This window comes from Sphingobium sp. B2 (assembly GCF_007693735.1).
GTDB lineage: Bacteria > Pseudomonadota > Alphaproteobacteria > Sphingomonadales > Sphingomonadaceae > Sphingobium > Sphingobium xenophagum.
On sequence record NZ_VDBZ01000001.1, the window covers coordinates 2,816,817 to 2,838,354 of the forward strand.

Genomic DNA, 21,538 nt, shown 5'->3' on the forward strand with positions numbered 1-21,538 from the left:
GGGCGATGCGCTTTACCACCCACCTTGCCCTCGCCGCACCCTTCCTCATCCTGCTCGGCTCGTGCGTCGGCCCTGCAACGCGCCCGGCCAGTCCTGCCCCCGCGCCCGCCCCGCGACCGGCCCAGGCGTCCGCGCCGGTCCGACCCGTCGCCCCCGCCGCGCCATTAGCCAGCGACTGGCAATATCGCCCCACCGCGCCGGGGGATTGGCGCTGGCAATCCGACGCAGCCATGTCGATCGCCCGTTTCGGTCCGACCGCGGCCGCCCCCCGCCTTACTATCCGCTGCGATCGGGCGGCGCGGCGAATCAGCATTATTCGCGCAGGCGCGGGGCAAGGGACGATGACGCTGCGAACCAGCTATGGTGCGACCAGCTGGCCCGCGACAGCCACCACAGCCCCCGTGCCACAAACCGTGACGGTGCGGGCCGCTGCCGATACTGCGCTGGATCAGATGGCCTACAGCCGGGGCAAATTCGCGATCGAGGTGATGGGACTGGAGCCGCTTATCGTACCGGCATGGCCGGAAGTGTCGCGTGTGATCGAGGATTGCAGGGGATAGCGACGCGACGCCGGCATAGGGGACGCGAAAGTATGATTCGAAAAAAGAATAATACAAGTCTTGATCATGCCTTCGGTCTGATTCACATTCCATCCCGTGGCCGCAAGAAGCGCAGTCGAAGTCGGCCATAACGGGCTTCAACATAGCGAAAGGAGGTGATCCGATGTCTCATGGTTCAGCAATGGGGTCGGTCAAGTCCATTCGGGGAACGCGCCGCTGAGCGACGCCATGCCGTCGATCTCCCTCCACATCGCGAGATAAAGCGCGCCGATATACAGGCCGTCTCCCGGTGGAGAAGATAGCGCGACCTTCGTTTCCCCTGGGCGGCACTTCCGGCCGCTGACCATGCACATGATGGGCCGTCGGGCTTTGACCCGGCGGCCCCTCTCATTTGCGTTTCTCACCGCCGCGATTCCTTTCTTTCCTCACAATCGACTTGCCATGCCCCATATATCCATTAATCTGGATATATGGAAAACGAATCCGCCATCGCGGCTTTAGCCGCCCTCGCCCAGTCCACGCGGCTCGACAGTTTCAGGTTGCTCGTCCGCCATGAGCCCGATGGCCTGCCCGCCGGGGAAATCGCCCGGCTGGTCCGGGTCCCGCAAAATACCATGTCGTCCCATCTGGCGATCCTGTCCCGCGCTGGACTGGTCCGGGCGGAGCGGCAGAGCCGATCCATTCATTATCGCGCAGATCTGGAGGCGTTGGGCGCACTGACATTGTTCCTGCTCAAGGATTGTTGCGGCGGGAACGCGGCTTTGTGCGCCCCGATCATTGCTGAACTGACCCCTTGCTGCTGATCCAAAGGACATCCCCTTGGCCACCGACATCATCATCTATCACAACCCAGCTTGCGGCACGTCGCGCAACACGCTGGCGATGATCCGCCATGCCGGAATCGAACCGCATGTCATCGAATATCTCAAGACGCCGCCATCGCGAGCTTTGCTGGAGCAATTGATCGCCCGTGCCGGCATCGCGCCGCGCGCCCTGTTGCGGCAGAAGGGCACGCCTTTTGCCGATCTGGGGCTGGACGATCAGACGCTGCCCGACGCGGCGCTGATCGACGCGATGATGGCGCACCCCGTATTGATCAACCGCCCGCTGGTCGTATCGCCCAAAGGAGTGCGACTATGCCGCCCGTCCGAGGCGGTGCTGGAGTTGTTGCCCCATCCGCTGCCCACACCCTTCGTCAAGGAAGATGGCGATGTGGTGGGAGCCGCCTGATGTCATTGTTCGAACGCTATCTCAGCCTCTGGGTCTCGCTGTGCATCGTCTTGGGGATTGGACTGGGGCATCTGTTCCCGTCGGCCTTCGCGCTGATCGCTGGAGCCGAGATCGCCAACATCAACCTGCCGGTAGCGGCGCTGATCTGGCTGATGATCATACCCATGCTGCTGCGGATCGACTTTGCTGCGCTGGGCAGCGTAAGGCGGCACTGGCGCGGTGTCGGGGTGACGCTGTTCATCAATTGGGCGGTCAAGCCTTTCTCCATGGCGCTGCTGGGTACATTGTTCATCGGCCATCTGTTCGCGCCCTACCTGCCTGACGGACAGGGGCCGTCCTATATTGCGGGCCTGATCCTGCTGGCCGCCGCCCCCTGCACCGCGATGGTGTTCGTCTGGTCCAACCTGCTGGATGGCGATCCTGGCTATACGCTCGGTCAGGTGGCGCTCAACGACCTGATCATGCTGTTCGCCTTTGCGCCGATCGTCGGACTGCTGCTGGGCGTCGCCTCGATCAGCGTGCCATGGGATACGCTGCTGCTGTCGGTCGGCCTCTATATCGTCGTGCCCGTGATCGTCGCCCAATGGCTGCGCCGGGCGCAGTTGCGGGTAGGCGGACAGGCGGCTCTGGAACGGCTGCTGACAAGGCTCGGCCCATTTAGCCTGCTAAGCCTGCTCGCTACGCTCGTGCTGCTCTTCGCCTTTCAGGGGGAGCAGATCGTCGCCCAGCCGCTGGTCATCGCGCTGATCGCAGTGCCGATCCTGCTTCAGGTCTATCTGAACGCTGGCCTGGCCTATTGGCTCAGCCGCAGCATGCGCGTCGACTGGTGCGTTGCGGGACCGGCTGCATTGATCGGTGCATCCAATTTCTTCGAACTGGCGGTCGCCGCAGCGATCAGCCTGTTCGGCCTCCACTCTGGCGCCGCGCTGGCCACCGTGGTCGGCGTGCTGGTGGAGGTGCCGGTGATGCTCTCTATCGTCGCTCTCGTGAAGCGTTCGCGCGGCTGGTATGAAGGGCGCGCGGCGGCGTAGAGGGCGCTACCGCTCCGCCCCCTTCGCCTTGCCCCATGCGCGCGCGGCGGTGTAGCCCAGATAACCTGTGCCAAACAAAGCGTAGAGCGGTTCAGGCAGGGCGTTGAGATAGTCGCGCATTCCCGCCGTGATCGCCGCCGCCATAGCGGGTCGCCACCCCGCGATGACGCCCATCGGCAGCGACCAGAGCAGCAGCGCGTACATGACATAGAGGAAAGTGGGCCGCGCGCGCGTAGCCCAGGGATCGGGATCAATGGACTCGGAAACCATGGCTTCATATCCTGATTGAAAAGGCAGTTCCGGGCGACGTTCGCGCTATAGCTTGGCGCAAAACGCACGAGTGCCCATGAGAGCTAACCGATTCGGTTGGCCAGCCAGCCGTAAAGAAAGGCTTCATTGGCGGGGCGGTTTTCCGCGAGCGCGATATAGCGTTCACCCTGCATCGCTTCGATCGCCTTCAGCAGTACCGCCTCCCCCGCCTTGCCCCGCAACGCACGAAAGGCGCGCAATGCCCCCAGCGTCCTTGCGCCGATCGCCCGATCCAGCGTCAGATCCGGATAATCGCGCTGGTTGCGGTTGAGCGCATTAAGGGCGCGCTGGAGAAAGCCGGTCGCGGTTCCCACGCCCATATTGACCGCCGTATCGAACAATTCGGCAGCAACGGAGGGCGCCATTTCCGCGACAAAGGCGTAACCGGGCTGATCCCAGTAAATCCGCCGGTAAATCGCCACCGCCGTCGCGCGCGGCAACGCTCGCATGTCGCCGACAAAGCCATTGTCCCGCGCCACCGCCTGGGTAATCCCCCAATTGGGCGGCCCGCCCCGATCCGCCGGATGGTTGGAATAACCGCCTTCGCGGGCGATAACATCGTCAATGAGCGTAAGGATGTCCATGCTGCGCCTCTCTGTTTCGAACGAGGCGGATCATTTATCCCATATGGTTTGTTGTAGGACAGGGGAAATTCCGGTCGAAGAACGGAAACCGAACCTGTCAGCTTTCTGCGCGCAGTTTTTCCGCCAGTTGGGCGATTTCATCCGGCTCCAGCAGCCAGGTGCGCGTCCGGCGGCCCTCTCGATGAACCGGTTGGGTCAGCAACACACGCGCCTGCGCCTTGGCCTCTGCCTTGAAGATTGCGAAATGCTGCGCGCATTGGCGGATCGTGCCGATCAAGGGCGCCTTGCCATCCAGATCAATCATGGTGGCCGGCTGATCCCAGTCTATGGCGGACATGGCAGCTTCCTTTCATCTCGTCATCCGGGTCTGTCCCGCGCGCTCGCGTCAGATAAGCGGTCGAACCACGCCCCTGCAAGGTCCGTGCGATCAAGCGCAATGCCCCTGCCCTTGCGGGGCGGGGACTGTCAATTCCGGCTGATCCTGAGCATCAGGCAAGTGAATGGTGCGGCCAAGAAGACTCGAACTTCCACGGGCTTTCGCCCACAACGACCTCAACGTTGCGCGTCTACCAATTCCGCCATGGCCGCACATTCAAAGGGAAACCGGCAGGACCGGCATCTGGTAGGCGCTGGCCATTAGCAAAGGCTTTTGCGCCATGCAACAACCGATCTGCATCTGCGTTATGATTGATTGTCGTGCAGGATGCGGCACGCCGAAAGGCCAGTGCCCGCAAGCAAAAGGATGGAAAGCAGGACCATGCAGCATTGGATACTGTCAGGCGTGACAGTGGCCGCAGCGACGGTCATGGGACTGGGTTTGGGCGCCTATGTCACCAGTCCGCAATCCTCTGCTCCAAGGACACAGAAAGATGTCGCCTATACCGGGCCCAGCGATAGCAGCCTGTCCGATGAGGTCGCCGACCCGGCCGGTCGCGGTCCCGCCATAATCCGCTGTACCGGTTGCGGACCAACGCTGGCGGAACGGCAAATGGCCTCGGACATGGCGGGGCTGGACGCAGACGGCATGATTAACGGCACCAGCGATCCGGTCGTGCATGACTATCTGGCGCAAGGAGAGGCGGCGGAAGCGGTCTATCCCGTCCCACCGCCATCACCGATTCATCAGCTGCCACCGCCAATTGCGCGCTTCGCCGCTGGGGAGGCGGCCACGCCTCCACCGACTCTGCAACCTGCCCAAGGGAAAGCCCCTCCTGCCGTCATGGCGACGGCAGCAGGCAGTTCCTTCCCTTAGAACGCCTATTCGGCAGCGACGACCTCCGCCGGCGCATCGCTCAGCGGATGAGCGAGGCGGCTGATCATCTCCTTGGGGCACACTTGCCAGATATAGCGCCGCCAACGGTCCCAATCCTCCAATATGGTGCTGGACCATTTGCTGTCGGTCGCCTTGGCGTGCTGGGCGATCAGATCCTTGACCTGCGCCTCCCAATGCGCGCTTTCCAGCCGCTGCCAGACGATCCCTTCCGGGTTGGCCCGCGACGGGAAGCTGCCATCCTCGTCCAGGATGAATGCCATCCCGCCGGTCATGCCCGCGCCGAAATTGGCGCCGGTCTTGCCCAGGATCACGGCAATGCCGCCGGTCATATATTCGCACCCATTGGCGCCGCAGCCCTCGACCACGACCTGCGCGCCCGAATTGCGGACCGCGAAGCGTTCGCCCGCCTGCCCTGCCGCGAACAGCTTGCCACTGGTCGCGCCATAAAGGACGGTGTTGCCGATGATCGTATTATCCTTCGACGACAGGGGGCTGGAGACGGTCGTGCGCACCGTGATGATGCCGCCTGACAGGCCCTTGCCGACATAGTCATTGGCGTCGCCGAAAATTTCCAGCGTGATCCCCTTGCACAGGAACGCGCCCAGCGACTGGCCCGCGGACCCGCGCAGGCGCACGGTCAGATGTCCATCGGCCAGCGCCGACATGCCGAACTTGTCAGTCACCGCCGACGACAGGCGCGTGCCGACCGCGCGGTGCGTGTTGCGCACCGTATAGGTCAGCTGCATCTTCTCGCCTCGCTCGAACACTGCCTTGGCGTCGCGCATCATCTGCGCGTCCAGACTGTCGGGCACGTCGTTGCGCCATTGCTTCAGGCTGAAACGGCGCTGGTCGTCGGGGGCGTCCACCTTGGCCAGGATCGGGTTGAGATCCAGATCGTCCAGATGCTCGGCACCACGATTGACCTGCTTCAACAGTTCGGTCCGCCCGATCACCTCGTCCAGGCTGCGGAAGCCGAGCCGGGCCAGCACTTCGCGGACTTCCTCAGCGATGAAGGTCATCAGGTTGATGACCTTTTCCGGCGTGCCGGTGAATTTGGCGCGCAGCTTTTCATCCTGCACGCACACGCCCACGGGGCAGGTGTTGCTGTGGCACTGACGCACCATGATGCAGCCCATGGCGACCAGCGACAAAGTGCCGATGCCATATTCTTCCGCGCCCAATATCGCGGCGATCACGATATCGCGCCCGGTTTTGAGGCCACCGTCGGTGCGCAGCTTCACCCGATGCCGCAACCCGTTGAGGGTCAGCACCTGATTGGCTTCGGACAGACCCATTTCCCATGGCGTCCCGGCATATTTGATCGATGTTTGTGGCGATGCCCCGGTTCCGCCGACATGGCCCGCGATCAGGATGACGTCGGCATGCGCCTTCGCCACGCCCGCCGCGACTGTGCCGATGCCCGCCTGGCTCACCAGCTTGACGCAGACGCGTGCGCGCGGGTTGATCTGCTTGCAGTCGTAGATGAGCTGCGCCAGATCCTCGATCGAATAGATGTCATGATGGGGCGGCGGCGAAATCAACGTCACGCCGGGCGTCGAATGGCGCAGCCTGGCGATGAATTCGGTGACCTTGAAGCCGGGCAGCTGCCCGCCCTCGCCCGGCTTGGCCCCCTGTGCGACCTTGATCTCTATCTCTTCGGCCGACGCCAGATATTCGGCATGAACGCCAAAGCGGCCCGACGCGATCTGCTTGATCACGCTATTGGCATTGTCGCCATTTTCATAGGGTTTGAAGCGCGCGGCGTCCTCGCCGCCCTCGCCCGACACCGCCTTCGCACCGATCCGGTTCATCGCGATCGCCAGCGTCTCATGCGCCTCAGGTGAGAGCGCCCCAAGCGACATGCCCGGCGTCACGAAACGCTTGCGGATTTCCGTGGTGGCCTCCACCTCGTCGATCGGCACGGCTTCGCGCGCGAAATTAAACTCCATCAGGTCACGCAGATAGACTGGCGGCAGATCGCGCACCCCGCGCGAGAATTGCAGATAGGTCGAATAGCTGTCGGTCGCGACCGCCGTCTGCAACAGATGCATCAATTGCGCGGAATAGGCATGCGCCTCCCCACCGTTGCGCTGGCGATAGAAGCCGCCGATCGGCAACCGCACGACCGATGCGTCATATGCCTGCTGATGGCGCAGGATCGCGCTATAGTGGAGCGAGGCATAGCCTTCGCCCGAAATCTTCGCCGGCATGCCGGGGAACAGATCGTTGACCAGAGCGCGCGACAGGCCGACCGCTTCGAAATTATAGCCGCCGCGATAGCTGCTGATGACCGCAATGCCCATTTTGGACATGATCTTGAGCAGGCCTTCGTTGACCGCGACGCGATAGCGCTCGAAACAGGCGTCAAGATCGAGAGACCCGAACAGCCCGCGCGCATGGCGGTCGGCGATGCTGGCTTCGGCCAGATAGGCGTTCACCGTGGTCGCGCCCACGCCGATCAGCACCGCGAAATAATGGGTATCGAGCGCCTCGGCGCAGCGCACGTTGATGGACGCATAGGAACGAAGCCCCTTGCGCACCAGATGCGTATGCACCGCGGCCGCCGCCAGCACGCCCGCAATGGCGATGCGCGTCTCGCTGACACCCTCGTCGGTCAGGAAGATTTCCGTCCGCCCTTCCCGTACCGCCTGCTCGGCTTCCTCCCGGATGCGTGCGATTGCCGCGCGGAGCTGCTCCTGCCCGCCATTTGCCGGGAAGGTGCAGTCGATTTCCGCGACCGCCGGACCGAAATGCGCCTTCAGCCGCGCCCATTCCGCGCTGGTCAGAACCGGCGATTCCAGCACGAGCACATGGCTGTTCTGCGCATCCTGCTCCAGGATGTTGTGCAGATTGGAAAAGCGCGTTTTCAGGCTCATCACATGCCGTTCGCGCAACGGATCGATCGGCGGGTTGGTGACTTGGCTGAAATTCTGGCGGAAGAAATGGCTGATCGTCCGCGGCTTGTCGGAAATGACGGCAAGCGGCGTGTCGTCGCCCATCGATCCGATGGCTTCCTTGGCATCCTCCACCATCGGCGCCAGGATCAGTTCCAGATCCTCCAGCGTCAGGTTGGCCGCAACCTGCCGCCGCGTCAGTTCCGCCTTGTCCCAGTCGGGCAGCGCGGTCGGTGCATCGGTCAGGTCGCCGATCGCCATGAAGTCCTTGATCAGGTCGCCATAGGGGCGCTCGCCCGCGATCCGATCCTTGATCGCGGCATCGTCGTAGATTTCGCCTTCAGCCAGATCAATGGCGATCATCTGGCCCGGACCCATGCGCCCCTTGCGCACGATGGTGGTTTCGGGAACCACGACCATGCCGGTTTCCGACCCGACGATCAGCAGATTGTCGCCAGTCAGCGTGTAGCGCAGCGGGCGCAGCGCGTTGCGATCCACCCCGGCCACGACCCAGCGCCCGTCGGTCATCGCCAGCGCGGCAGGGCCATCCCACGGCTCCATGACGGAGGCGAGATAATCATACATGTCGCGATGCGCCTTGGGCAGTTCGCCATTGTCGGCCTGCCAGGCTTCGGGCACGAGCATCAGCTTGGCGGTGGGCGCATCGCGGCCCGACCGGCAGATCGCCTCGAACACCGCGTCCAGCGCAGCGGTATCGGACGCGCCCGCCGGAATGACCGGCTTGATATCCTCCGACTGCTCGCCGAACGCGAGGCTGGCCATCTTGATCTCGTGGCTCTTCATCCAGTTCTTGTTGCCGCGGATGGTGTTGATCTCACCATTATGGGCAAGCGTGCGGAACGGCTGGGCCAGCCACCATTGCGGGAAAGTGTTGGTCGAATAGCGCTGGTGGAAGATCGCCACCCGGCTCTCGAACCGCTCGTCCTGCAAATCGGGATAGAATACCGACAGCGATTCGGCGAGGAACAGCCCCTTGTAGATGATGGACCGACACGACAGACTACAGACATAGAAATCATTGATCTGCGCCGCGATCACCTGCTTTTCGATCCGGCGACGGATCAGATAGAGGTCCTTTTCGAACTCGGCCTGATCGCGCACTTCGGGCATCGGCCCGGCGATCATGATCTGCTCGATTTCGGGGCGCGTGCGCTGCGCCTTTTCACCGATGACCGACACGTCCACCGGCACCTGCCGCCAGCCATAGATGGTATAGCCCGCGTCGATGATCTCGCTCTCAACGATGGTGCGGCAGGTTTCCTGCGCACTGAGGTCCGTACGCGGCAGGAAGATCATGCCGACAGCCAGGCGATTGGGCAGCGGCTTGTGACCGGAGTCCGCGATCGCATCGTCAAAGAAGCGTACCGGCAGGTCGACATGGATACCCGCGCCATCGCCGGTCTTGCCATCGGCATCGACCGCGCCCCGATGCCACACAGCTTTCAGCGCATCGATCGCGGAGGCGACGACGCGACGCGACGGGCGGCCATCGGTGGCGGCGACGAGGCCGACGCCACAGGCGTCGCCTTCCATGTCCGGGTGATACATACCCTCAGCGGCGATCCGCGCGCGTTCTTCGGGGCTTGCGGTGAAGTTGCTCATTGGGTTTTCCCCTCGGTCTTGTCGCTGGTAGGCGTGGCATCTGCGGACGAAGCTGGGCGCGCAGGAGGAAGATCGGCAGTTGCTGCCTTCACCTTCTCCATTACTGCTGGCATTGCGTCAGTAACGGCAGGCGCGATTTCGCGTTGCAGAGCAATCACGGCTGGATCGGTCACAAGCGAAATTGCGCGTTGAGCAAACTCTCTTCCGACCGGCGTTTCGTAGAAGGTCAAGACTTGCTTTAACGCCGCTTCGTCGAACTGCCGGGAATATGCGGTAGCATAGGCATCGCGTAATTTCTGCTCAAATGGGCTGACGATGATGCCCAGTTCAGTTGAAACAATTTCAGATGATCGACGAAGCCGCTCTTTGAAATCTTCATCATTCTTGCGAGCATCGAAATCGGCATTTCCCAATTGGCCACGAAACATGGCTTCGATCATTTGTGGAACGAGCGCATCATACGCTTTTTTGAAAAGGCCGGGCGGTGCAGTAATTTCGGCAATCTTTTGAGCAACGATGATCGGCGTTTTTGCCGCTTCAGCATGAACAGACTGCGGCATCAACGTCGCTACCGATCCGACGGTCAAAAGGAGAAGGGCAGACAGCCTCACGCCGCAACCCTCTCGCCCGCCGCCTTTGCCTTCGCCTTCAAATAGCGGTGCATATGCTCCGTCACATCGCGCCCATCACGGATCGCCCACACCACCAGTGATGCACCGCGCACGATGTCGCCTGCTGCGAACACGCCGTCCACGCTGGTCATCATCGTCTTGTGATCGACGCGCAGCGTGCCCCAGCGGGTGACCGACAGGTCGTCCGCGCCGAACAGCTTGGGCAATTCTTCGGGGTCATAGCCCAGCGCCTTGATGACCAGATCGGCCTCCAGCGTATGTTCGCTGCCCGGATCGGGTTCGGGTGCGCGACGGCCTGAGGCGTCGGGCGCGCCCAGCCGCATTTTCGTGACCTTCACGCCGGTGACATGCTCGGTGCCTTCAAAGGCGATCGGTGCGGTCAGCCAGACGAATTCGACGCCTTCTTCCTCGGCATTGGCGACTTCGCGCTGCGATCCGGGCATATTTTCCCGGTCGCGGCGATAGAGGCATTTGACCGATTTCGCGCCTTGGCGGATCGCGGTGCGGACGCAGTCCATGGCGGTGTCCCCGCCGCCGATGACGACGACATTCTTGCCGGTCGCGAGCAGGCTGCCGTCCGCATGTTCGGGGACGTCGTCGCCAAAACCGGCCTTGTTGGAGGCGGTGAGATAATCGAGCGCCTTGACCACGCCCGGTGCGCCAACGCCCGGCGCGCGGATGTCGCGGGGCTTGTACACGCCGGTGGCGATCAGGATCGCATCATGCTTCTCGCGCAGCGCTTCCAATGTCGCGTCGCGGCCAACCTCGAAATTCTCGTGAAACACGATGCCGCCATCGCGCAACCGCTGGACCCGGCGCATGACCACGTCCTTTTCCAACTTGAAGCCGGGGATGCCGTAGGTCAGCAATCCGCCAGCGCGATCATGCCGGTCATAGACATGCACCTCATGCCCCGCCGCGCGCAGATATTCCGCCGTGGTGAGGCCAGCCGGCCCCGCGCCGATCACACCGATCGACTGGCCGGTGGGCTTGCCGGGGACCAGCGGTTCTACCCAGCCTTCCTTCCAGGCGGTGTCGGTGATGAATTTTTCGACACTGCCGATCGTCACGGCGCCATGGCCGGAAAATTCGATGACGCAATTGCCCTCGCACAGCCGGTCCTGCGGGCAGATGCGGCCGCAGATTTCGGGCATGGTGCTGGTCAGGTTGGACAATTCATAGGCTTCACGCAGGCGGCCTTCGGCGGTCAGGCGCAGCCAGTCGGGGATGTGATTGTGCAACGGACAGTGAGTTGAACAATATGGCACGCCACATTGCGAGCAGCGCGACGCCTGTTCTTCCGCCTTGTCGAGAATGAAGCTGCGGCTGATTTCCAGAAAGTCGTCGGCGCGGGCATCGGCATCGCGCTTGTCGGGGTAGGCTTGTCCCTTGCCTACGAATTTCAGCATTGGATTGTCGGCCATGATACGCCCCTGACTCCAGTTACAAGGGCGCGCATACCAGAAAAACCCGCGGAGTCACGCGGATTCTGCATTTTAGGTCAATAATGCTGTCTAAATTACACCCTGTTTCCACTCTAGTTGCGAAATGATCGCAGGAACTTATCGCATAAATAGACCGTTTCGGCCCTATCTCATCCCCAGCCATATCAGAGCGGCCACGCCAGCGACGATTCGGTACCAGGCAAAGGGCGCGAAGCCATGTTTGGACACAAGCCCGACGAACCAGCGAATGACCAGCAACGCGACAATGAAGGATACGACAAAGCCCAAGGCTATACTGCCCCAGCCTACCGCTGCGCTGGTGATCTGATCGCCCTTCTTGATCAATTCCAGCGCGGTCGCGCCAAGCATGGTCGGAATGGCGAGAAAGAAGCTGAACTCCGCCGCCGTGCGCCGTTCGACCCCGAGCATCAGCGCGCCCATGATCGTCGCGCCGGACCGGCTGACCCCCGGCACCATGGCCAGACACTGGATGAAGCCGATCGCCAATACGCGCACCGTCGGAATATCGGCGATGCCATGAAATCGCTGATCCTTGACCGCCCGTTCGATCAGCAGGATCGCGATGCCACCGGCAATCAAGGCCCAGGCAACCACCTGCGGCGCGCCAAGCAGAATTTCGATATAATCGTGCAGGGCAAGGCCGATAACGGCCGAGGGCATGAAGGCGATCAGCAGATTGCGCAGGAACCGCCAGCTTACCGGCTCACGCCGCAAAAGACCCATGCCGACCGCCCAGAAAGTGCGCCAGTAGAGCACGACGACCGCCAGAATGGCGCCAAGCTGGATGACGACGTTGAACATCGCCCAGGTCGACGCATCATAGCCCAGCAATTCGCTGGCCAATATGAGGTGCCCGGTCGAGGATACCGGCAGAAATTCGGTCAGCCCTTCGACAATACCCAGCAGGATGACGGTCAGATAGTGCAGGTCCATGATTGGGATCGTCCTCCGATAATCATCCCGTCACCCCGAACGTCATGCTGAACATGCTTCAGCATGACGATGAGGGAGAAGATTGTCTTGCAGCTGATAGCCCCGCGTCACGGCGGAGCAATGCCCTTAGGCGCTCACCCGACCGGCGAAGCGACCATGCTTGCGGTAACGGACCATCCATTTGTCCGCGACCCCCGCCATCGGCGTTGCGACGATGCCCAGTGCGTCCAGCCCCTTGGCCCCCGGCGCCACGACATTGTCACGCCCCAGCATCGCCAGTTGATCGCTGGTGATCGGCCCGCCCGGCAGCATCGCAAGCAGCTTCGCAGCCGCATGCGGCACATCGACCAGCGCCTTGTCCCGGCCAGTCGCCCTGGCGATCCACTGGTTGATGTCCTTCATGCTCAACACCTGCGGCCCGCCCAGTTCGTAGGTCTGACCGCCATGGACACCGGGCTGTTCCGCCGCATTGGCGATAGCCTGCGCGACATCGGCGACATAGACGGGCTGGAACCTGGTCGCGCCGCCGATCACGGGGACCACTGGCAGCATGGCGACGATCTGCGCGAAGCGGTTGAGGAACTGGTCCTCCGCGCCGAAGATGATCGACGGACGGATGATGGTGGCGTTGGGGAAAGCAGCCTTTACCGCCGCTTCACCTGCCGCCTTCGACCGGCCATAGGCAGACGGGCTATCGGCGTCGGCACCGATCGCCGACATATGGACCAGCGCACTGACACCGGCGTCTGCCGCCGCCTTGGCGACATTGGCCGCGCCGCGATGGTGAAAGGCGTCGAAATCGCCCTTCAATATGCCCACCAGGTTGATGACGATGTCGCTGCCGGCCACGGCCCGCGCCACGCTGGCGGGGTTGCGGATGTCGGCGGCGATGAACTGCACCTGGCCCAGCCCGCCCAAGGGCTTGACCCGCAGCGCAGTGGCGGGATCACGCTGGGCAATCCGCACCCGCGCGCCGCGCGCCAGCAGCACCTGCGCCACCTGACGACCGACAAAGCCGCCGCCGCCGAATATCGTAACCAGATAGTCTTTCATCACCTGACCCACGTTCGTCCGAGAGGGAATATGCTGCCCATTCCCTTGCCCCAGCCGCGCCGCGCTGACAACCGCTTTACCCGACCCAGCCGACCAAATCGGCGATCATCCACAGGCCCAGCAGCAGGAACAGCAACGCGGCGCCAACCTGCAACGCGCGCATCGGCACTTTCCTGGCCAGCGCCTCGCCAAACAGCACGGCGGGAACATTGGCGATCATCATGCCGAGCGTCGTCCCCGTCGTCACCGCGATCAGATTATCGAATCGCGCGCCCAGCGCGATGGTCGCCACCTGCGTCTTGTCGCCCATTTCCACCAGGAAGAAGGCGACCAATGTGGTCAGGAACACGCCCGCCTTCGACGGCGCCTTGAGCGGCGCATCTTCGTCAATCTTGTCGGGCACCAGCGTCCATGCGGCCATGGCGATGAAGCTCAATGCCACGGCATAGCGGAACCAGTCCTGCGTCAGCACGCCCGCAATGGAGTGGCCCAGAAGGGCGGCGAGGAAATGATTGGCGATCGTCGCGATCAAAATTCCGAAGATGATCGGCACGGGCTTGCGAAAGCGCGTCGCCAGCAACATCGCCAGCAATTGCGTCTTGTCGCCCATTTCGGCAAGGGCGACGAGTGCGGTGGAGGTAAACAGAGCTTCCATCAGACAATATCCGGGGCCGGGCGGAAGTGATAGACGCAATGCCACCGTCGCCTCCCGCCCGGCCGGACAGAAAAGCGCCGATGCCATTGGTCTCGCCTTACGCAGATTGTTCCGCGTCCCCCATGCCATGACCTCTCGGCCAAATATGTTGACATAAGGCCCGCTCCATTTGCGCTGGAACGGCTGGCTACTCCCCAGATGACAGGCTAGCCTCTACGCGTTGAAGCCGGGGATGACAAGTCATGGGTTGGGACAGCAACAAGACGATCGAGACCGATAGCGACGCGGCAGCGTTTCTCGCCGCGGTCGAACCGCCCGAACGGCGCGAGGATGGGGAAAGGCTCGCCATGCTGATGCAGGCCGTGTCCGGCGAGCCGCCGCGCCTGTGGGGATCGTCGATCATCGGTTTTGGCCGCTATCATTATCGCTATGACAGCGGGCGCGAGGGGGATGCGTCGCGTATCGCCTTTTCCCCGCGCAAGGCCGAACTGGTCCTCTATCTTTCGGGCATATCGGACGAGGATTGCGAGCCGCTGGGCAAGCATCGGCGCGGCAAGGGATGTCTCTACATCAAGCGCCTGTCGGGCATCGACATGGATGTTCTGGAAGCGCTGATCCGGCAGAGCTGGTCCTATATGGCGGACAAGCATCCGGCCTGAACGAACAGGTCAGAGCGGCAGCAGCGCTGCGACGATCCAACGTTCTTCGGCACGCAGCACGCCCCACGCGCGGGCGGCAGCGCGGCTGTCCATTGCCTCTACGCCGATCCCCAGCGCCTCGACCGCGCGGACAAAGGGCCGGGGCGGCTGGCGCAATCCCGCGCCGGTGCCCAGCAACAGAAATTCGGGGCGCGGATCGCCGTCAAACAGGTCGCCCAGCGCGGCAAGTGTCAGCGCGTCGATCGGCGGGGCATCGTCCCAGGCCATCGCCCGCACCGGGCTGAGCAACAGCCCGGTTGGAAACACATCATCCCGCACCCGAAAGCCGCGCCCCTGGAAACCAGTGACGATAGGCCCCTGGCCGCTATCGTCGCGGCGCAGTTCGATGCCGATGCGCTTCTCGCCGCTCAGGGCTGCGCTCCGTCCCGTGGGCCGACCCGTTCGGCCTGCGCGGCGATGTTGGCCTTGCTCGCTTTCTTTTCCGACGACATCGGGGTCAGCCCCAGCGAGATCAGCAACGAAGAGGAGACATAGACCGACGAATAGGTGCCAACGACAATGCCCAGCATCATGGCCGCGGTAAAGCCACGCAGCACATGACCGCCAAACAGCAGCAGCGCACCCAGCGCCAGCATGATCGTCACCGACGTCATCACCGTACGCGGCAAGGTTTCGTTGACGGACAGGTCAATCAGCGCCTTCATGTCCATCTTGCGATATTTGCGCATATTTTCGCGGATACGGTCGTCGATCACCATCTTGTCGTTGATCGAATAGCCGACGATCGTCAGCACGGCCGCGACGATGTTGAGGTCGAATTCCAGCTGCGTCACGGCGAAAAAGCCCAGCGTCATCAACACGTCATGGACGATCGCGACGAAGGTGGAGACGCCGAACTGCCATTCGTAGCGGAACCAGCTGAACACCGCGATGCCCAGGATCGCCAGCACCACGGCCAGTACGCCATTCTGGATCAGTTCGCCCGATACCTTGCCCGATACCGTGTCATAACGGGAGAAAGTGACGCCGGGGAATTGCGCGGTCATCGCCTTGCGCGTCTTTTCGACCACAGCGTTGGCCGCGCCAGCGCCGCCCTGTTCAGGCAGGGGCAGGCGGATCTGCACCGTCTTGGGATCGCCAAACTGCTGGAGCGAGCTTTCGCCTACACCCAGCGATCCTATCGTTGCGCGGACCTTGTCGGTTTCCACATTCTGCAGAAATTTCGCCTCGATCATCAGGCCGCCGACAAAGTCGACGCCCATGTTCAACCCCTTATAGGCCGTCGCGCCAAGGGCCAGCACGGTCAGCAAGGCGGTGAGCGCGAACGCCCATTTCCGCATCGCGACGAAACCGATATTGGTATTGTCAGGGACGAGTTTCAGAAGTTTCATGGCAGGCTTCCTTCGTCATCCCGGACTTGATCCGGGATCCAGTGCCCGGAGCGCTGCGCTTGGCGCTCTGGATCCTGACTTTCGTCAGGATGACGGGCAGGGAGGGGGAATGGCGCGATCATATCGTGATGTCCGTCGGCCGGGTGCGGCGCACCCAGTTGGCGACGATCATGCGGGTGAAGGTGACGGCCGTGAACACGCTGGTCGCGATACCGATCAGCAGCACGATGGCGAAGCCCTTGACCGGGCCGGAGCCGAGCGCGAGCATGATGCCGCCGGCGATGGCGTGGGTCACGTTCGCCTCGAAAATCGTGCGGCTCGCTTCCTTATAGCCATGTTCGATCGACTGGACGACATTGCGCCCGCGCCGCCTTTCTTCGCGGATACGTTCGTAAATCAGCACGTTGGCGTCCACCGCCGTGCCGATGGTCAGCACGAAGCCCGCAATGCCCGGCAGCGTCAGCGTCGCGCCCAACATGCCCATCACGCCCAATATGACCGCCACGTTGATGGCAACCGCCAGATTGGCATACATGCCAAAGCGGCCATAGCTCACGAACATGAAGAGCGCGACCGCGACCACCGCGATGACCGACGCGATCAGCCCCGCGCGGATCGAATCGGCGCCCAGCCCCGGCCCGACGGTGCGTTCCTCCACCACCGTCAACGCCACCGGCAGCTTGCCCGACCGCAGCGCGATCGCCAGCTGGTTGGCGCTTTCGACGGTGAAATTGCCGCTGATTTGCGCGCTGCCGCCCAGGATCGGTTCGTTGATATTGGGGGCGGACAGCACCTTGCCGTCCAGGATGATGGCAAAGGGGCGGTTGACGTTCTGCGACGTCACCTGCCCGAATTTGCGCCCGCCAGAGCCATTGAAGCGGATGTTGACGATCGCCTGGTTATTCTGGTCATAGCCCTGCGTCGCGTCGGTCAGATCCTCGCCCGACACCATCACCTGCCGCTTGACCGCGATCAGCGGCACGCCCGATGGATTGTCGGGATAGGGCAGCACTTCGCTGCCCACCGGCGCGCGACCCTGCGCCACTTCGGCGGGGTTGGCGGTGAAATCGACCAGCTTGAATTCCAGCTTCGCGGTCTGGCCCAACAGATCCTTCAGCGCCTTGGGATCTTGCAGGCCGGGCACCTGTACGACGATGCGGTTGTCGCCCTGCTGCTGGATCGTGGGTTCGCGCGTGCCCATCTCGTCGATGCGCTTGCGGATCACTTCGGTCGCGACTTCCATCGCGCTCTTGACCGCATTGTTGATCCCCGCTTCGGTCGGGGTGATGACGATGGTGGAGCTGTTGACCACCTCGACATTGAAATCGCGCTGTCCGGTAAGGCCCGCGCCCTGCGTCAGCGGACGAATACGCTCGACCGCGGCGTCCACCTGCGACGGATCGCGCACCATGAAGCGGAGCTTCCCGTCGCGGCTGGAGATGTCGCCGATCGCGATCCGGGGGTCGCCCCGGCGCAATTCGGTGCGAACCTGCTCCTCCATATTGGTGAGCCGCTGCTTGGCGACATCCTGCGTGCTGGCTTCGAGCAGCAAATGGCTGCCGCCGGACAGGTCGAGACCCAGATTGACCCGCGTCTGCATGAAACCGGGCAGCCGGGTGACGACCGAATCCGGCAGGAAGCTGGGTACGGCGCACAGCACGCCGATCGCCAGCGGCAGGATGATCGCAAAGACCGCCCAGCGCGAAAAGTTCAGCATCGTGAGATCAGTCGTTCGCTGGCTTGGCAGTGGTCGGATCGAGCACGTCGGTCAGGGTGGACTTGACCGCCTTCACCTTCATGCCCGGCGCGATTTCGACTTCGGCGTAAATCTCGTCCACGCGCGTGACCTTGCCCAGCAGGCCGCCACCGGTGATCACCTGATCGCCTTTTTTCACTGCGTCGATCTTCGCCTTGTGCGCCTTCATCCGCTTTTGCTGCGGACGGATCAGCAGGAAATAGAATACCACGAAGATCAGGACCAGCGGCGCCATCTGCACCAATATGCCGCTGCCGGATGCTGGCCCGCCCGCAGTCTGGGCAAAGGCTGTCGATATGAACATGGGTGGGACTTTCCTGAAGCAGGTCGCGCCTTGGTTTCTGTCGGCCGCAGGACGCACATAGCGCCCACGGATCAAGCCGCGGCGGCTACCACAGATGCAGGCGGGGAGGCAATATGATTAGGCCGATACGCAGCAGCCGCAAAAGAGCAGCATCGGAATCCCTTGCAACTTGGCGAATGTGCTTCTAAGAGCCGCCCTCCGGTCGGGACGTAGCGCAGCCTGGTAGCGCATCACACTGGGGGTGTGGGGGTCGGAGGTTCGAATCCTCTCGTCCCGACCAAATTTTTGAAAAAGTGCGGCCGTTCGGCGGAAGGGCGCACGAAAATCTCCCAGGCGCTATCGCGCGGGAGCCCATGTTTAGCAGCGATGATCGTGTTGGGTGGCGGACGCGGCCCTAAATGAGAAACATGGCTGCCAGAATCAGCAGCCAGATGGTCAAGGCTGCACCAGCGACTATCGCCAGTTTTTGCGGTGGGCTGAGACCCGCTGTTTCTTCGGACAGTTCAGAACCATCCTTTTCCGCGATATTCGCGGGAGCAGCCTGATATTTGAAGTTTTCCTGGACGACGGAACTGTCGAAGCGGAGAATCGTGTCTAGCTCAGCGCGATTGAGTGGCTGCACGAAGGCGCAGCCAGCGATCGTTCCTTCGACACGGACGATCCGCACCGCCCTGATACCGACGCCCGGCACGCCGATGGTCGTCGCCTGATCGGGCAAAATCTCGAAAGGCAATTGCATGCGAAAGCCGGTGAGCGAGATATCCTCGATCTGCACGTCGAACGGCGTATCCTCACCATCGCGCAAGGTCGAAGCGCGGTCCAGCTGCATTCGCTGCGCGCCACGATTATCGCTGTACAGGGTCGCTCGAACTGACATTGGCAGGCTCCATAGCCGGGGACGGCAATTTGGACGCATTCGCCTAAGAAATCGTAAAGATACCGTTGAGGATTGAACGACAAGCCGCAGAAAGCAGGCCGACTGTCGGTCGGCAAGCATGGTGGAATGGCGATCGACCTGGGCAGCGACGCGCAGCCCCGCCGGTATTCACCCCTTCAGAGCGCTGACGTTCCGCCTCGTGACCGCAAATGGGCAAACAGCGCCATATAATTGTCGACCGCGCGATCCAGCGTGAAATCGGCTGCGCGCGCTTTGGCCGATACCCTGTCGAGCGGCATATCCAGCGAAGCGCCTATGGCCTTGGCCAAGGCGTCGCTGTCATCGACAGGAACGAGCCGTCCGAACCTGCCGCCTTCCAGCACTTCGAGCGGGCCGCTGGGGCAATCGGTCGCAACGATATTGGCCCCGCAGGCAAGTGCTTCGATCAATACGGTCGGCAAACCTTCCCAACGCGACGACAATATGAAGGCATCGGCAGCGCGCATCATCGCGAATGGGTTGCGGCTGAAACCCGCCAGATCGACGTGATCGTCCAGGTTCAAGGATTTGAGCTGCGCCTCCAATTGCGGACGCAGCGGGCCTTCGCCCAGAATGACCAACCGGACGGGGCGTTCATCCAGCACCTTGCGCACAGCGCTGATCAGGACATCGAAGCCCTTCTGGTGATGCAGTCGCCCGCAACCCAACAGAACGGGTATGCCCGCCCCGTCGGTCAACCAGCGATGTTCCGGCGCTTCGCCCGAAAGCGCCACCAGCCCGTCAGTGACGACAGGATTGTGGATGACCTGATGATTGTGCGGGTGACCGCGCGTAAAGGCCAGGACAGCCGATTCGACGCCCTGAGAGACGCTGACGACCCGCGAAATGCCCGGATAGACGAATCGCGCCAGACGATAGGCCGCCTGACCGAGCGGTTGGTTAACAGCGCATAATTCTGCCCCATCTGATTGTGTTCGACCGCCACATGCGGGGTGCCCGCCCGTGCGATCCGGTTGGCCATCGCAGCGGCGACATTAACATGGGTGAGATGGCTGACGAGAATATCGGGTCGCACCGAACGCAGCAAGCGGGCAAGCGGGCAAGCGGGCGAATGCTGGAAATGGAACGGCGATTGCCAAGATCGACCAGTTCGATCGCCGGATCGAGATCGTCGAGACAAGGGCCTTCCCGCCGCGCTAGGATCAGCGTAACCCGTTCGCCGCGCACCACCAGTCCGTTCATCAGCAGGACGGCCACGCGCTCCGCCCCGCCGCCGGCAAGGTCCTGAAGAAATGTCGCGACGTGCATAAGTGACTAGCCCACCAGCAGTTTTATACCGACCAGCATCAGCACCAGCGCCAGCACCGACCGGACCAGACGGTCGGGCAGTTTGGACGACAGCAGCGATCCGACGATGATGCCCGGTATCGATCCGACCAGCAGCGACCCCAGCAAGGCAAAGTCGACATTGCCGATCCACAAGTGGCCAATTCCGGCCACAGCCGTCAGCGGCACAGCGTGGATGATATCAGTGCCCACGAGGCGCGCCGCCGTCATCCGCATGGGATAGAGCGCGATCAGCATGGTCGCCCCCAGTGCGCCCGCCCCCACCGACGTCAGCGTGACGAGCACGCCCAGGATGAATCCGGCCAGCACCGTCAGCGGCAATTGCATACGCCGGAAGCGTTGCGCCGTGTCCTCCTGCATATCGCGGGCATAATCATGGATTTGCCGACGCGAAAGCGTGGCGATCGCCGTCATGATCAGCAATACGCCGAGCGCCGAAAGGATAAGATCACTCTGGAAGGAACTGCGGGGCAGTTTGGACAATAGTGCGATCGTCAGGACGGATGCCGGAAGGCTGCCCATCAACAGGCGGCGCACCACGGTCCAGTCGGGCTTCCCGAAATGATGATGGACGACGCCCCCGACGGTCTTGGTGATCGCCGCGAACCACAGGTCGGTCCCGACGGCAGTGACTGGCACGATTCCAACCAGCAGGATGAGGATGGGTGCCATCAGCGACCCACCGCCCACGCCGGTTATTCCAACGAGCAAGCCCACGAGCAGGCCAGCCAAGCTGTGCACCCAATCGATCATCAATACGCGTCCCCCTTGCCCGCTCAGTGACGGACGACTGGTCGGAAATGCACGATTGGCTTGTGCTTGGGAAGGCGCAACTTGGCCTTGACGCACTTGTAAATGGATCTCTGCTCCCTTCGTTGGCCAATCAATTTGGCCAATATCCATTCAATATATGACCATGAAGCCGGGCACGGGCGTCTTGCGAAGCAAATTCGTGGTTTTC

General features: G+C 62.4%; 23 protein-coding genes, 2 tRNA genes and 1 riboswitch. Of the genes, 7 read left to right on the forward strand and 18 right to left on the reverse strand.

Features of this window, described 5'->3' with window-relative positions:
* Positions 1 to 5: 5 nt before the first annotated feature.
* The 4 genes from FE851_RS13805 (at position 6) to arsB (ending at position 2,821) form a co-directional block, all read left to right on the forward strand.
* A complete protein-coding gene (locus FE851_RS13805) occupies positions 6 to 560 on the forward strand; it encodes a hypothetical protein (RefSeq protein ID WP_145203247.1) in 555 nt (184 codons plus the stop codon).
* Positions 561 to 1,030: 470 nt separating this feature from the next.
* Positions 1,031 to 1,363 (forward strand): ArsR/SmtB family transcription factor, encoded by a 333-nt coding sequence (locus tag FE851_RS13810; protein ID WP_145203251.1) that lies wholly within the window; start codon positions 1,031 to 1,033, stop codon positions 1,361 to 1,363.
* Positions 1,364 to 1,379: 16 nt separating this feature from the next.
* Positions 1,380 to 1,790 (forward strand): arsenate reductase (glutaredoxin), encoded by a 411-nt coding sequence (arsC, locus tag FE851_RS13815; RefSeq protein WP_145203255.1) that lies wholly within the window; start codon positions 1,380 to 1,382, stop codon positions 1,788 to 1,790.
* Entirely contained in the window at positions 1,790 to 2,821 is a 1,032-nt protein-coding gene (gene arsB, locus FE851_RS13820) for an ACR3 family arsenite efflux transporter (protein WP_145203258.1), read from the forward strand. The genes arsC and arsB overlap by 1 nt, the downstream gene beginning before the upstream one ends.
* Before the next feature lie 6 nt (positions 2,822 to 2,827).
* Here the strand turns inward: arsB and FE851_RS13825 are convergent, their stop codons facing one another.
* From FE851_RS13825 to FE851_RS13840, 4 genes are all read right to left on the reverse strand, one after another.
* Entirely contained in the window at positions 2,828 to 3,118 is a 291-nt protein-coding gene (locus FE851_RS13825) for a 3TM-type holin (protein WP_409994503.1), read from the reverse strand.
* A gap of 56 nt (positions 3,119 to 3,174) precedes the next feature.
* Complete coding sequence (locus FE851_RS13830; RefSeq protein ID WP_145203260.1) at positions 3,175 to 3,714, reverse strand: glycoside hydrolase family 108 protein; 540 nt, start codon at positions 3,712 to 3,714, stop codon at positions 3,175 to 3,177.
* 97 nt (positions 3,715 to 3,811) lie between these two features.
* Entirely contained in the window at positions 3,812 to 4,051 is a 240-nt protein-coding gene (locus FE851_RS13835) for a hypothetical protein (protein ID WP_019051836.1), read from the reverse strand.
* 164 nt (positions 4,052 to 4,215) lie between these two features.
* Positions 4,216 to 4,302: transfer RNA gene (locus FE851_RS13840), tRNA-Leu, on the reverse strand.
* Between the two features lie 169 nt (positions 4,303 to 4,471).
* Between FE851_RS13840 and FE851_RS13845 the strand changes: the two genes are divergently transcribed.
* Positions 4,472 to 4,966 carry a hypothetical protein gene (locus tag FE851_RS13845; protein ID WP_261370934.1) on the forward strand — a complete coding sequence of 165 codons (495 nt, stop codon included), beginning with the start codon at positions 4,472 to 4,474 and terminating at the stop codon, positions 4,964 to 4,966.
* A 5-nt stretch (positions 4,967 to 4,971) separates the two neighbouring features.
* Here FE851_RS13845 and gltB read toward each other — a convergent pair whose 3' ends face one another.
* The 6 genes from gltB to FE851_RS13875 all read right to left on the reverse strand — a co-directional run bounded on the left by gltB (position 4,972) and on the right by FE851_RS13875 (position 14,243).
* Positions 4,972 to 9,504, reverse strand: a complete 4,533-nt coding sequence (gltB, locus tag FE851_RS13850) for a glutamate synthase large subunit (protein WP_145203264.1) — start codon at positions 9,502 to 9,504, stop codon at positions 4,972 to 4,974.
* Positions 9,501 to 10,064 (reverse strand): DUF2059 domain-containing protein, encoded by a 564-nt coding sequence (locus FE851_RS13855; RefSeq protein WP_145203267.1) that lies wholly within the window; start codon positions 10,062 to 10,064, stop codon positions 9,501 to 9,503. Before FE851_RS13855 ends, gltB begins: the two co-directional genes overlap by 4 nt.
* A 47-nt stretch (positions 10,065 to 10,111) precedes the next feature.
* Positions 10,112 to 11,560, reverse strand: a complete 1,449-nt coding sequence (locus FE851_RS13860) for an NAD(P)-dependent oxidoreductase (protein WP_145203270.1) — start codon at positions 11,558 to 11,560, stop codon at positions 10,112 to 10,114.
* Positions 11,561 to 11,725: 165 nt separating this feature from the next.
* On the reverse strand, positions 11,726 to 12,535 hold the full coding sequence (locus tag FE851_RS13865; protein ID WP_017181743.1) for an undecaprenyl-diphosphate phosphatase: 810 nt from the start codon (positions 12,533 to 12,535) through the stop codon (positions 11,726 to 11,728).
* A 126-nt stretch (positions 12,536 to 12,661) separates the two neighbouring features.
* Positions 12,662 to 13,588, reverse strand: a complete 927-nt coding sequence (locus tag FE851_RS13870) for a complex I NDUFA9 subunit family protein (protein WP_145203273.1) — start codon at positions 13,586 to 13,588, stop codon at positions 12,662 to 12,664.
* A gap of 76 nt (positions 13,589 to 13,664) precedes the next feature.
* Complete coding sequence (locus FE851_RS13875; RefSeq protein ID WP_145203276.1) at positions 13,665 to 14,243, reverse strand: TMEM165/GDT1 family protein; 579 nt, start codon at positions 14,241 to 14,243, stop codon at positions 13,665 to 13,667.
* Positions 14,244 to 14,257: 14 nt separating this feature from the next.
* Positions 14,258 to 14,452: riboswitch (yybP-ykoY riboswitch) on the reverse strand.
* 33 nt (positions 14,453 to 14,485) lie between these two features.
* Here FE851_RS13875 and FE851_RS13880 point away from each other — a divergent pair.
* Positions 14,486 to 14,902 (forward strand): DUF1801 domain-containing protein, encoded by a 417-nt coding sequence (locus FE851_RS13880; protein WP_145203279.1) that lies wholly within the window; start codon positions 14,486 to 14,488, stop codon positions 14,900 to 14,902.
* Between the two features lie 9 nt (positions 14,903 to 14,911).
* Here FE851_RS13880 and FE851_RS13885 read toward each other — a convergent pair whose 3' ends face one another.
* From FE851_RS13885 to yajC, 4 genes are all read right to left on the reverse strand, one after another.
* Positions 14,912 to 15,253 (reverse strand): Mth938-like domain-containing protein, encoded by a 342-nt coding sequence (locus FE851_RS13885; RefSeq protein ID WP_081490874.1) that lies wholly within the window; start codon positions 15,251 to 15,253, stop codon positions 14,912 to 14,914.
* A gap of 56 nt (positions 15,254 to 15,309) precedes the next feature.
* The gene (gene secF / locus FE851_RS13890) at positions 15,310 to 16,293 is read right to left on the reverse strand and encodes a protein translocase subunit SecF (RefSeq protein WP_145203283.1); all 984 of its coding nucleotides are present in this window, start codon (positions 16,291 to 16,293) and stop codon (positions 15,310 to 15,312) included.
* A gap of 118 nt (positions 16,294 to 16,411) precedes the next feature.
* Complete coding sequence (gene secD, locus FE851_RS13895; RefSeq protein WP_145203286.1) at positions 16,412 to 18,010, reverse strand: protein translocase subunit SecD; 1,599 nt, start codon at positions 18,008 to 18,010, stop codon at positions 16,412 to 16,414.
* Between the two features lie 7 nt (positions 18,011 to 18,017).
* The gene (gene yajC / locus FE851_RS13900; RefSeq protein WP_017181750.1) at positions 18,018 to 18,353 is read right to left on the reverse strand and encodes a preprotein translocase subunit YajC; all 336 of its coding nucleotides are present in this window, start codon (positions 18,351 to 18,353) and stop codon (positions 18,018 to 18,020) included.
* A 203-nt stretch (positions 18,354 to 18,556) separates the two neighbouring features.
* Here yajC and FE851_RS13905 point away from each other — a divergent pair.
* Positions 18,557 to 18,633 (forward strand) — tRNA-Pro (locus tag FE851_RS13905).
* Between the two features lie 114 nt (positions 18,634 to 18,747).
* Here the strand turns inward: FE851_RS13905 and FE851_RS13910 are convergent.
* The 4 genes from FE851_RS13910 to FE851_RS13920 all read right to left on the reverse strand — a co-directional run bounded on the left by FE851_RS13910 (position 18,748) and on the right by FE851_RS13920 (position 21,330).
* Complete coding sequence (locus FE851_RS13910) at positions 18,748 to 19,230, reverse strand: PilZ domain-containing protein (protein ID WP_261370935.1); 483 nt, start codon at positions 19,228 to 19,230, stop codon at positions 18,748 to 18,750.
* Positions 19,231 to 19,406: 176 nt separating this feature from the next.
* The gene (locus tag FE851_RS26775; RefSeq protein WP_409994504.1) at positions 19,407 to 20,141 is read right to left on the reverse strand and encodes a glycosyltransferase; all 735 of its coding nucleotides are present in this window, start codon (positions 20,139 to 20,141) and stop codon (positions 19,407 to 19,409) included.
* A gap of 28 nt (positions 20,142 to 20,169) precedes the next feature.
* Positions 20,170 to 20,538 carry a hypothetical protein gene (locus FE851_RS26780; RefSeq protein ID WP_261370937.1) on the reverse strand — a complete coding sequence of 123 codons (369 nt, stop codon included), beginning with the start codon at positions 20,536 to 20,538 and terminating at the stop codon, positions 20,170 to 20,172.
* A gap of 6 nt (positions 20,539 to 20,544) precedes the next feature.
* The gene (locus FE851_RS13920; RefSeq protein WP_145203289.1) at positions 20,545 to 21,330 is read right to left on the reverse strand and encodes a sulfite exporter TauE/SafE family protein; all 786 of its coding nucleotides are present in this window, start codon (positions 21,328 to 21,330) and stop codon (positions 20,545 to 20,547) included.
* Positions 21,331 to 21,538 lie beyond the last annotated feature (208 nt).

Bases quoted from the DNA above. Each gene is read 5' to 3' on its own strand.
- FE851_RS13805 (WP_145203247.1), top strand. From the start codon at position 6: ATGCGCTTTACCACCCACCTTGCCCTCGCCGCACCCTTCCTCATCCTG.
- FE851_RS13810 (WP_145203251.1), top strand. From the start codon at position 1,031: ATGGAAAACGAATCCGCCATCGCGGCTTTAGCCGCCCTCGCCCAGTCC.
- arsB (WP_145203258.1), top strand. From the start codon at position 1,790: ATGTCATTGTTCGAACGCTATCTCAGCCTCTGGGTCTCGCTGTGCATC.
- FE851_RS13830 (WP_145203260.1), bottom strand. From the start codon at position 3,714: ATGGACATCCTTACGCTCATTGACGATGTTATCGCCCGCGAAGGCGGT.
- FE851_RS13835 (WP_019051836.1), bottom strand. From the start codon at position 4,051: ATGTCCGCCATAGACTGGGATCAGCCGGCCACCATGATTGATCTGGAT.
- FE851_RS13845 (WP_261370934.1), top strand. From the start codon at position 4,472: ATGCAGCATTGGATACTGTCAGGCGTGACAGTGGCCGCAGCGACGGTC.
- gltB (WP_145203264.1), bottom strand. From the start codon at position 9,504: ATGAGCAACTTCACCGCAAGCCCCGAAGAACGCGCGCGGATCGCCGCT.
- FE851_RS13855 (WP_145203267.1), bottom strand. From the start codon at position 10,064: ATGCCGCAGTCTGTTCATGCTGAAGCGGCAAAAACGCCGATCATCGTT.
- FE851_RS13860 (WP_145203270.1), bottom strand. From the start codon at position 11,560: ATGGCCGACAATCCAATGCTGAAATTCGTAGGCAAGGGACAAGCCTAC.
- FE851_RS13865 (WP_017181743.1), bottom strand. From the start codon at position 12,535: ATGGACCTGCACTATCTGACCGTCATCCTGCTGGGTATTGTCGAAGGG.
- FE851_RS13870 (WP_145203273.1), bottom strand. From the start codon at position 13,588: ATGAAAGACTATCTGGTTACGATATTCGGCGGCGGCGGCTTTGTCGGT.
- FE851_RS13875 (WP_145203276.1), bottom strand. From the start codon at position 14,243: ATGGAAGCTCTGTTTACCTCCACCGCACTCGTCGCCCTTGCCGAAATG.
- FE851_RS13880 (WP_145203279.1), top strand. From the start codon at position 14,486: ATGGGTTGGGACAGCAACAAGACGATCGAGACCGATAGCGACGCGGCA.
- secF (WP_145203283.1), bottom strand. From the start codon at position 16,293: ATGAAACTTCTGAAACTCGTCCCTGACAATACCAATATCGGTTTCGTC.
- secD (WP_145203286.1), bottom strand. From the start codon at position 18,010: ATGCTGAACTTTTCGCGCTGGGCGGTCTTTGCGATCATCCTGCCGCTG.
- yajC (WP_017181750.1), bottom strand. From the start codon at position 18,353: ATGTTCATATCGACAGCCTTTGCCCAGACTGCGGGCGGGCCAGCATCC.
- FE851_RS13910 (WP_261370935.1), bottom strand. From the start codon at position 19,230: ATGTCAGTTCGAGCGACCCTGTACAGCGATAATCGTGGCGCGCAGCGA.
- FE851_RS26780 (WP_261370937.1), bottom strand. From the start codon at position 20,538: ATGCACGTCGCGACATTTCTTCAGGACCTTGCCGGCGGCGGGGCGGAG.
- FE851_RS13920 (WP_145203289.1), bottom strand. From the start codon at position 21,330: ATGATCGATTGGGTGCACAGCTTGGCTGGCCTGCTCGTGGGCTTGCTC.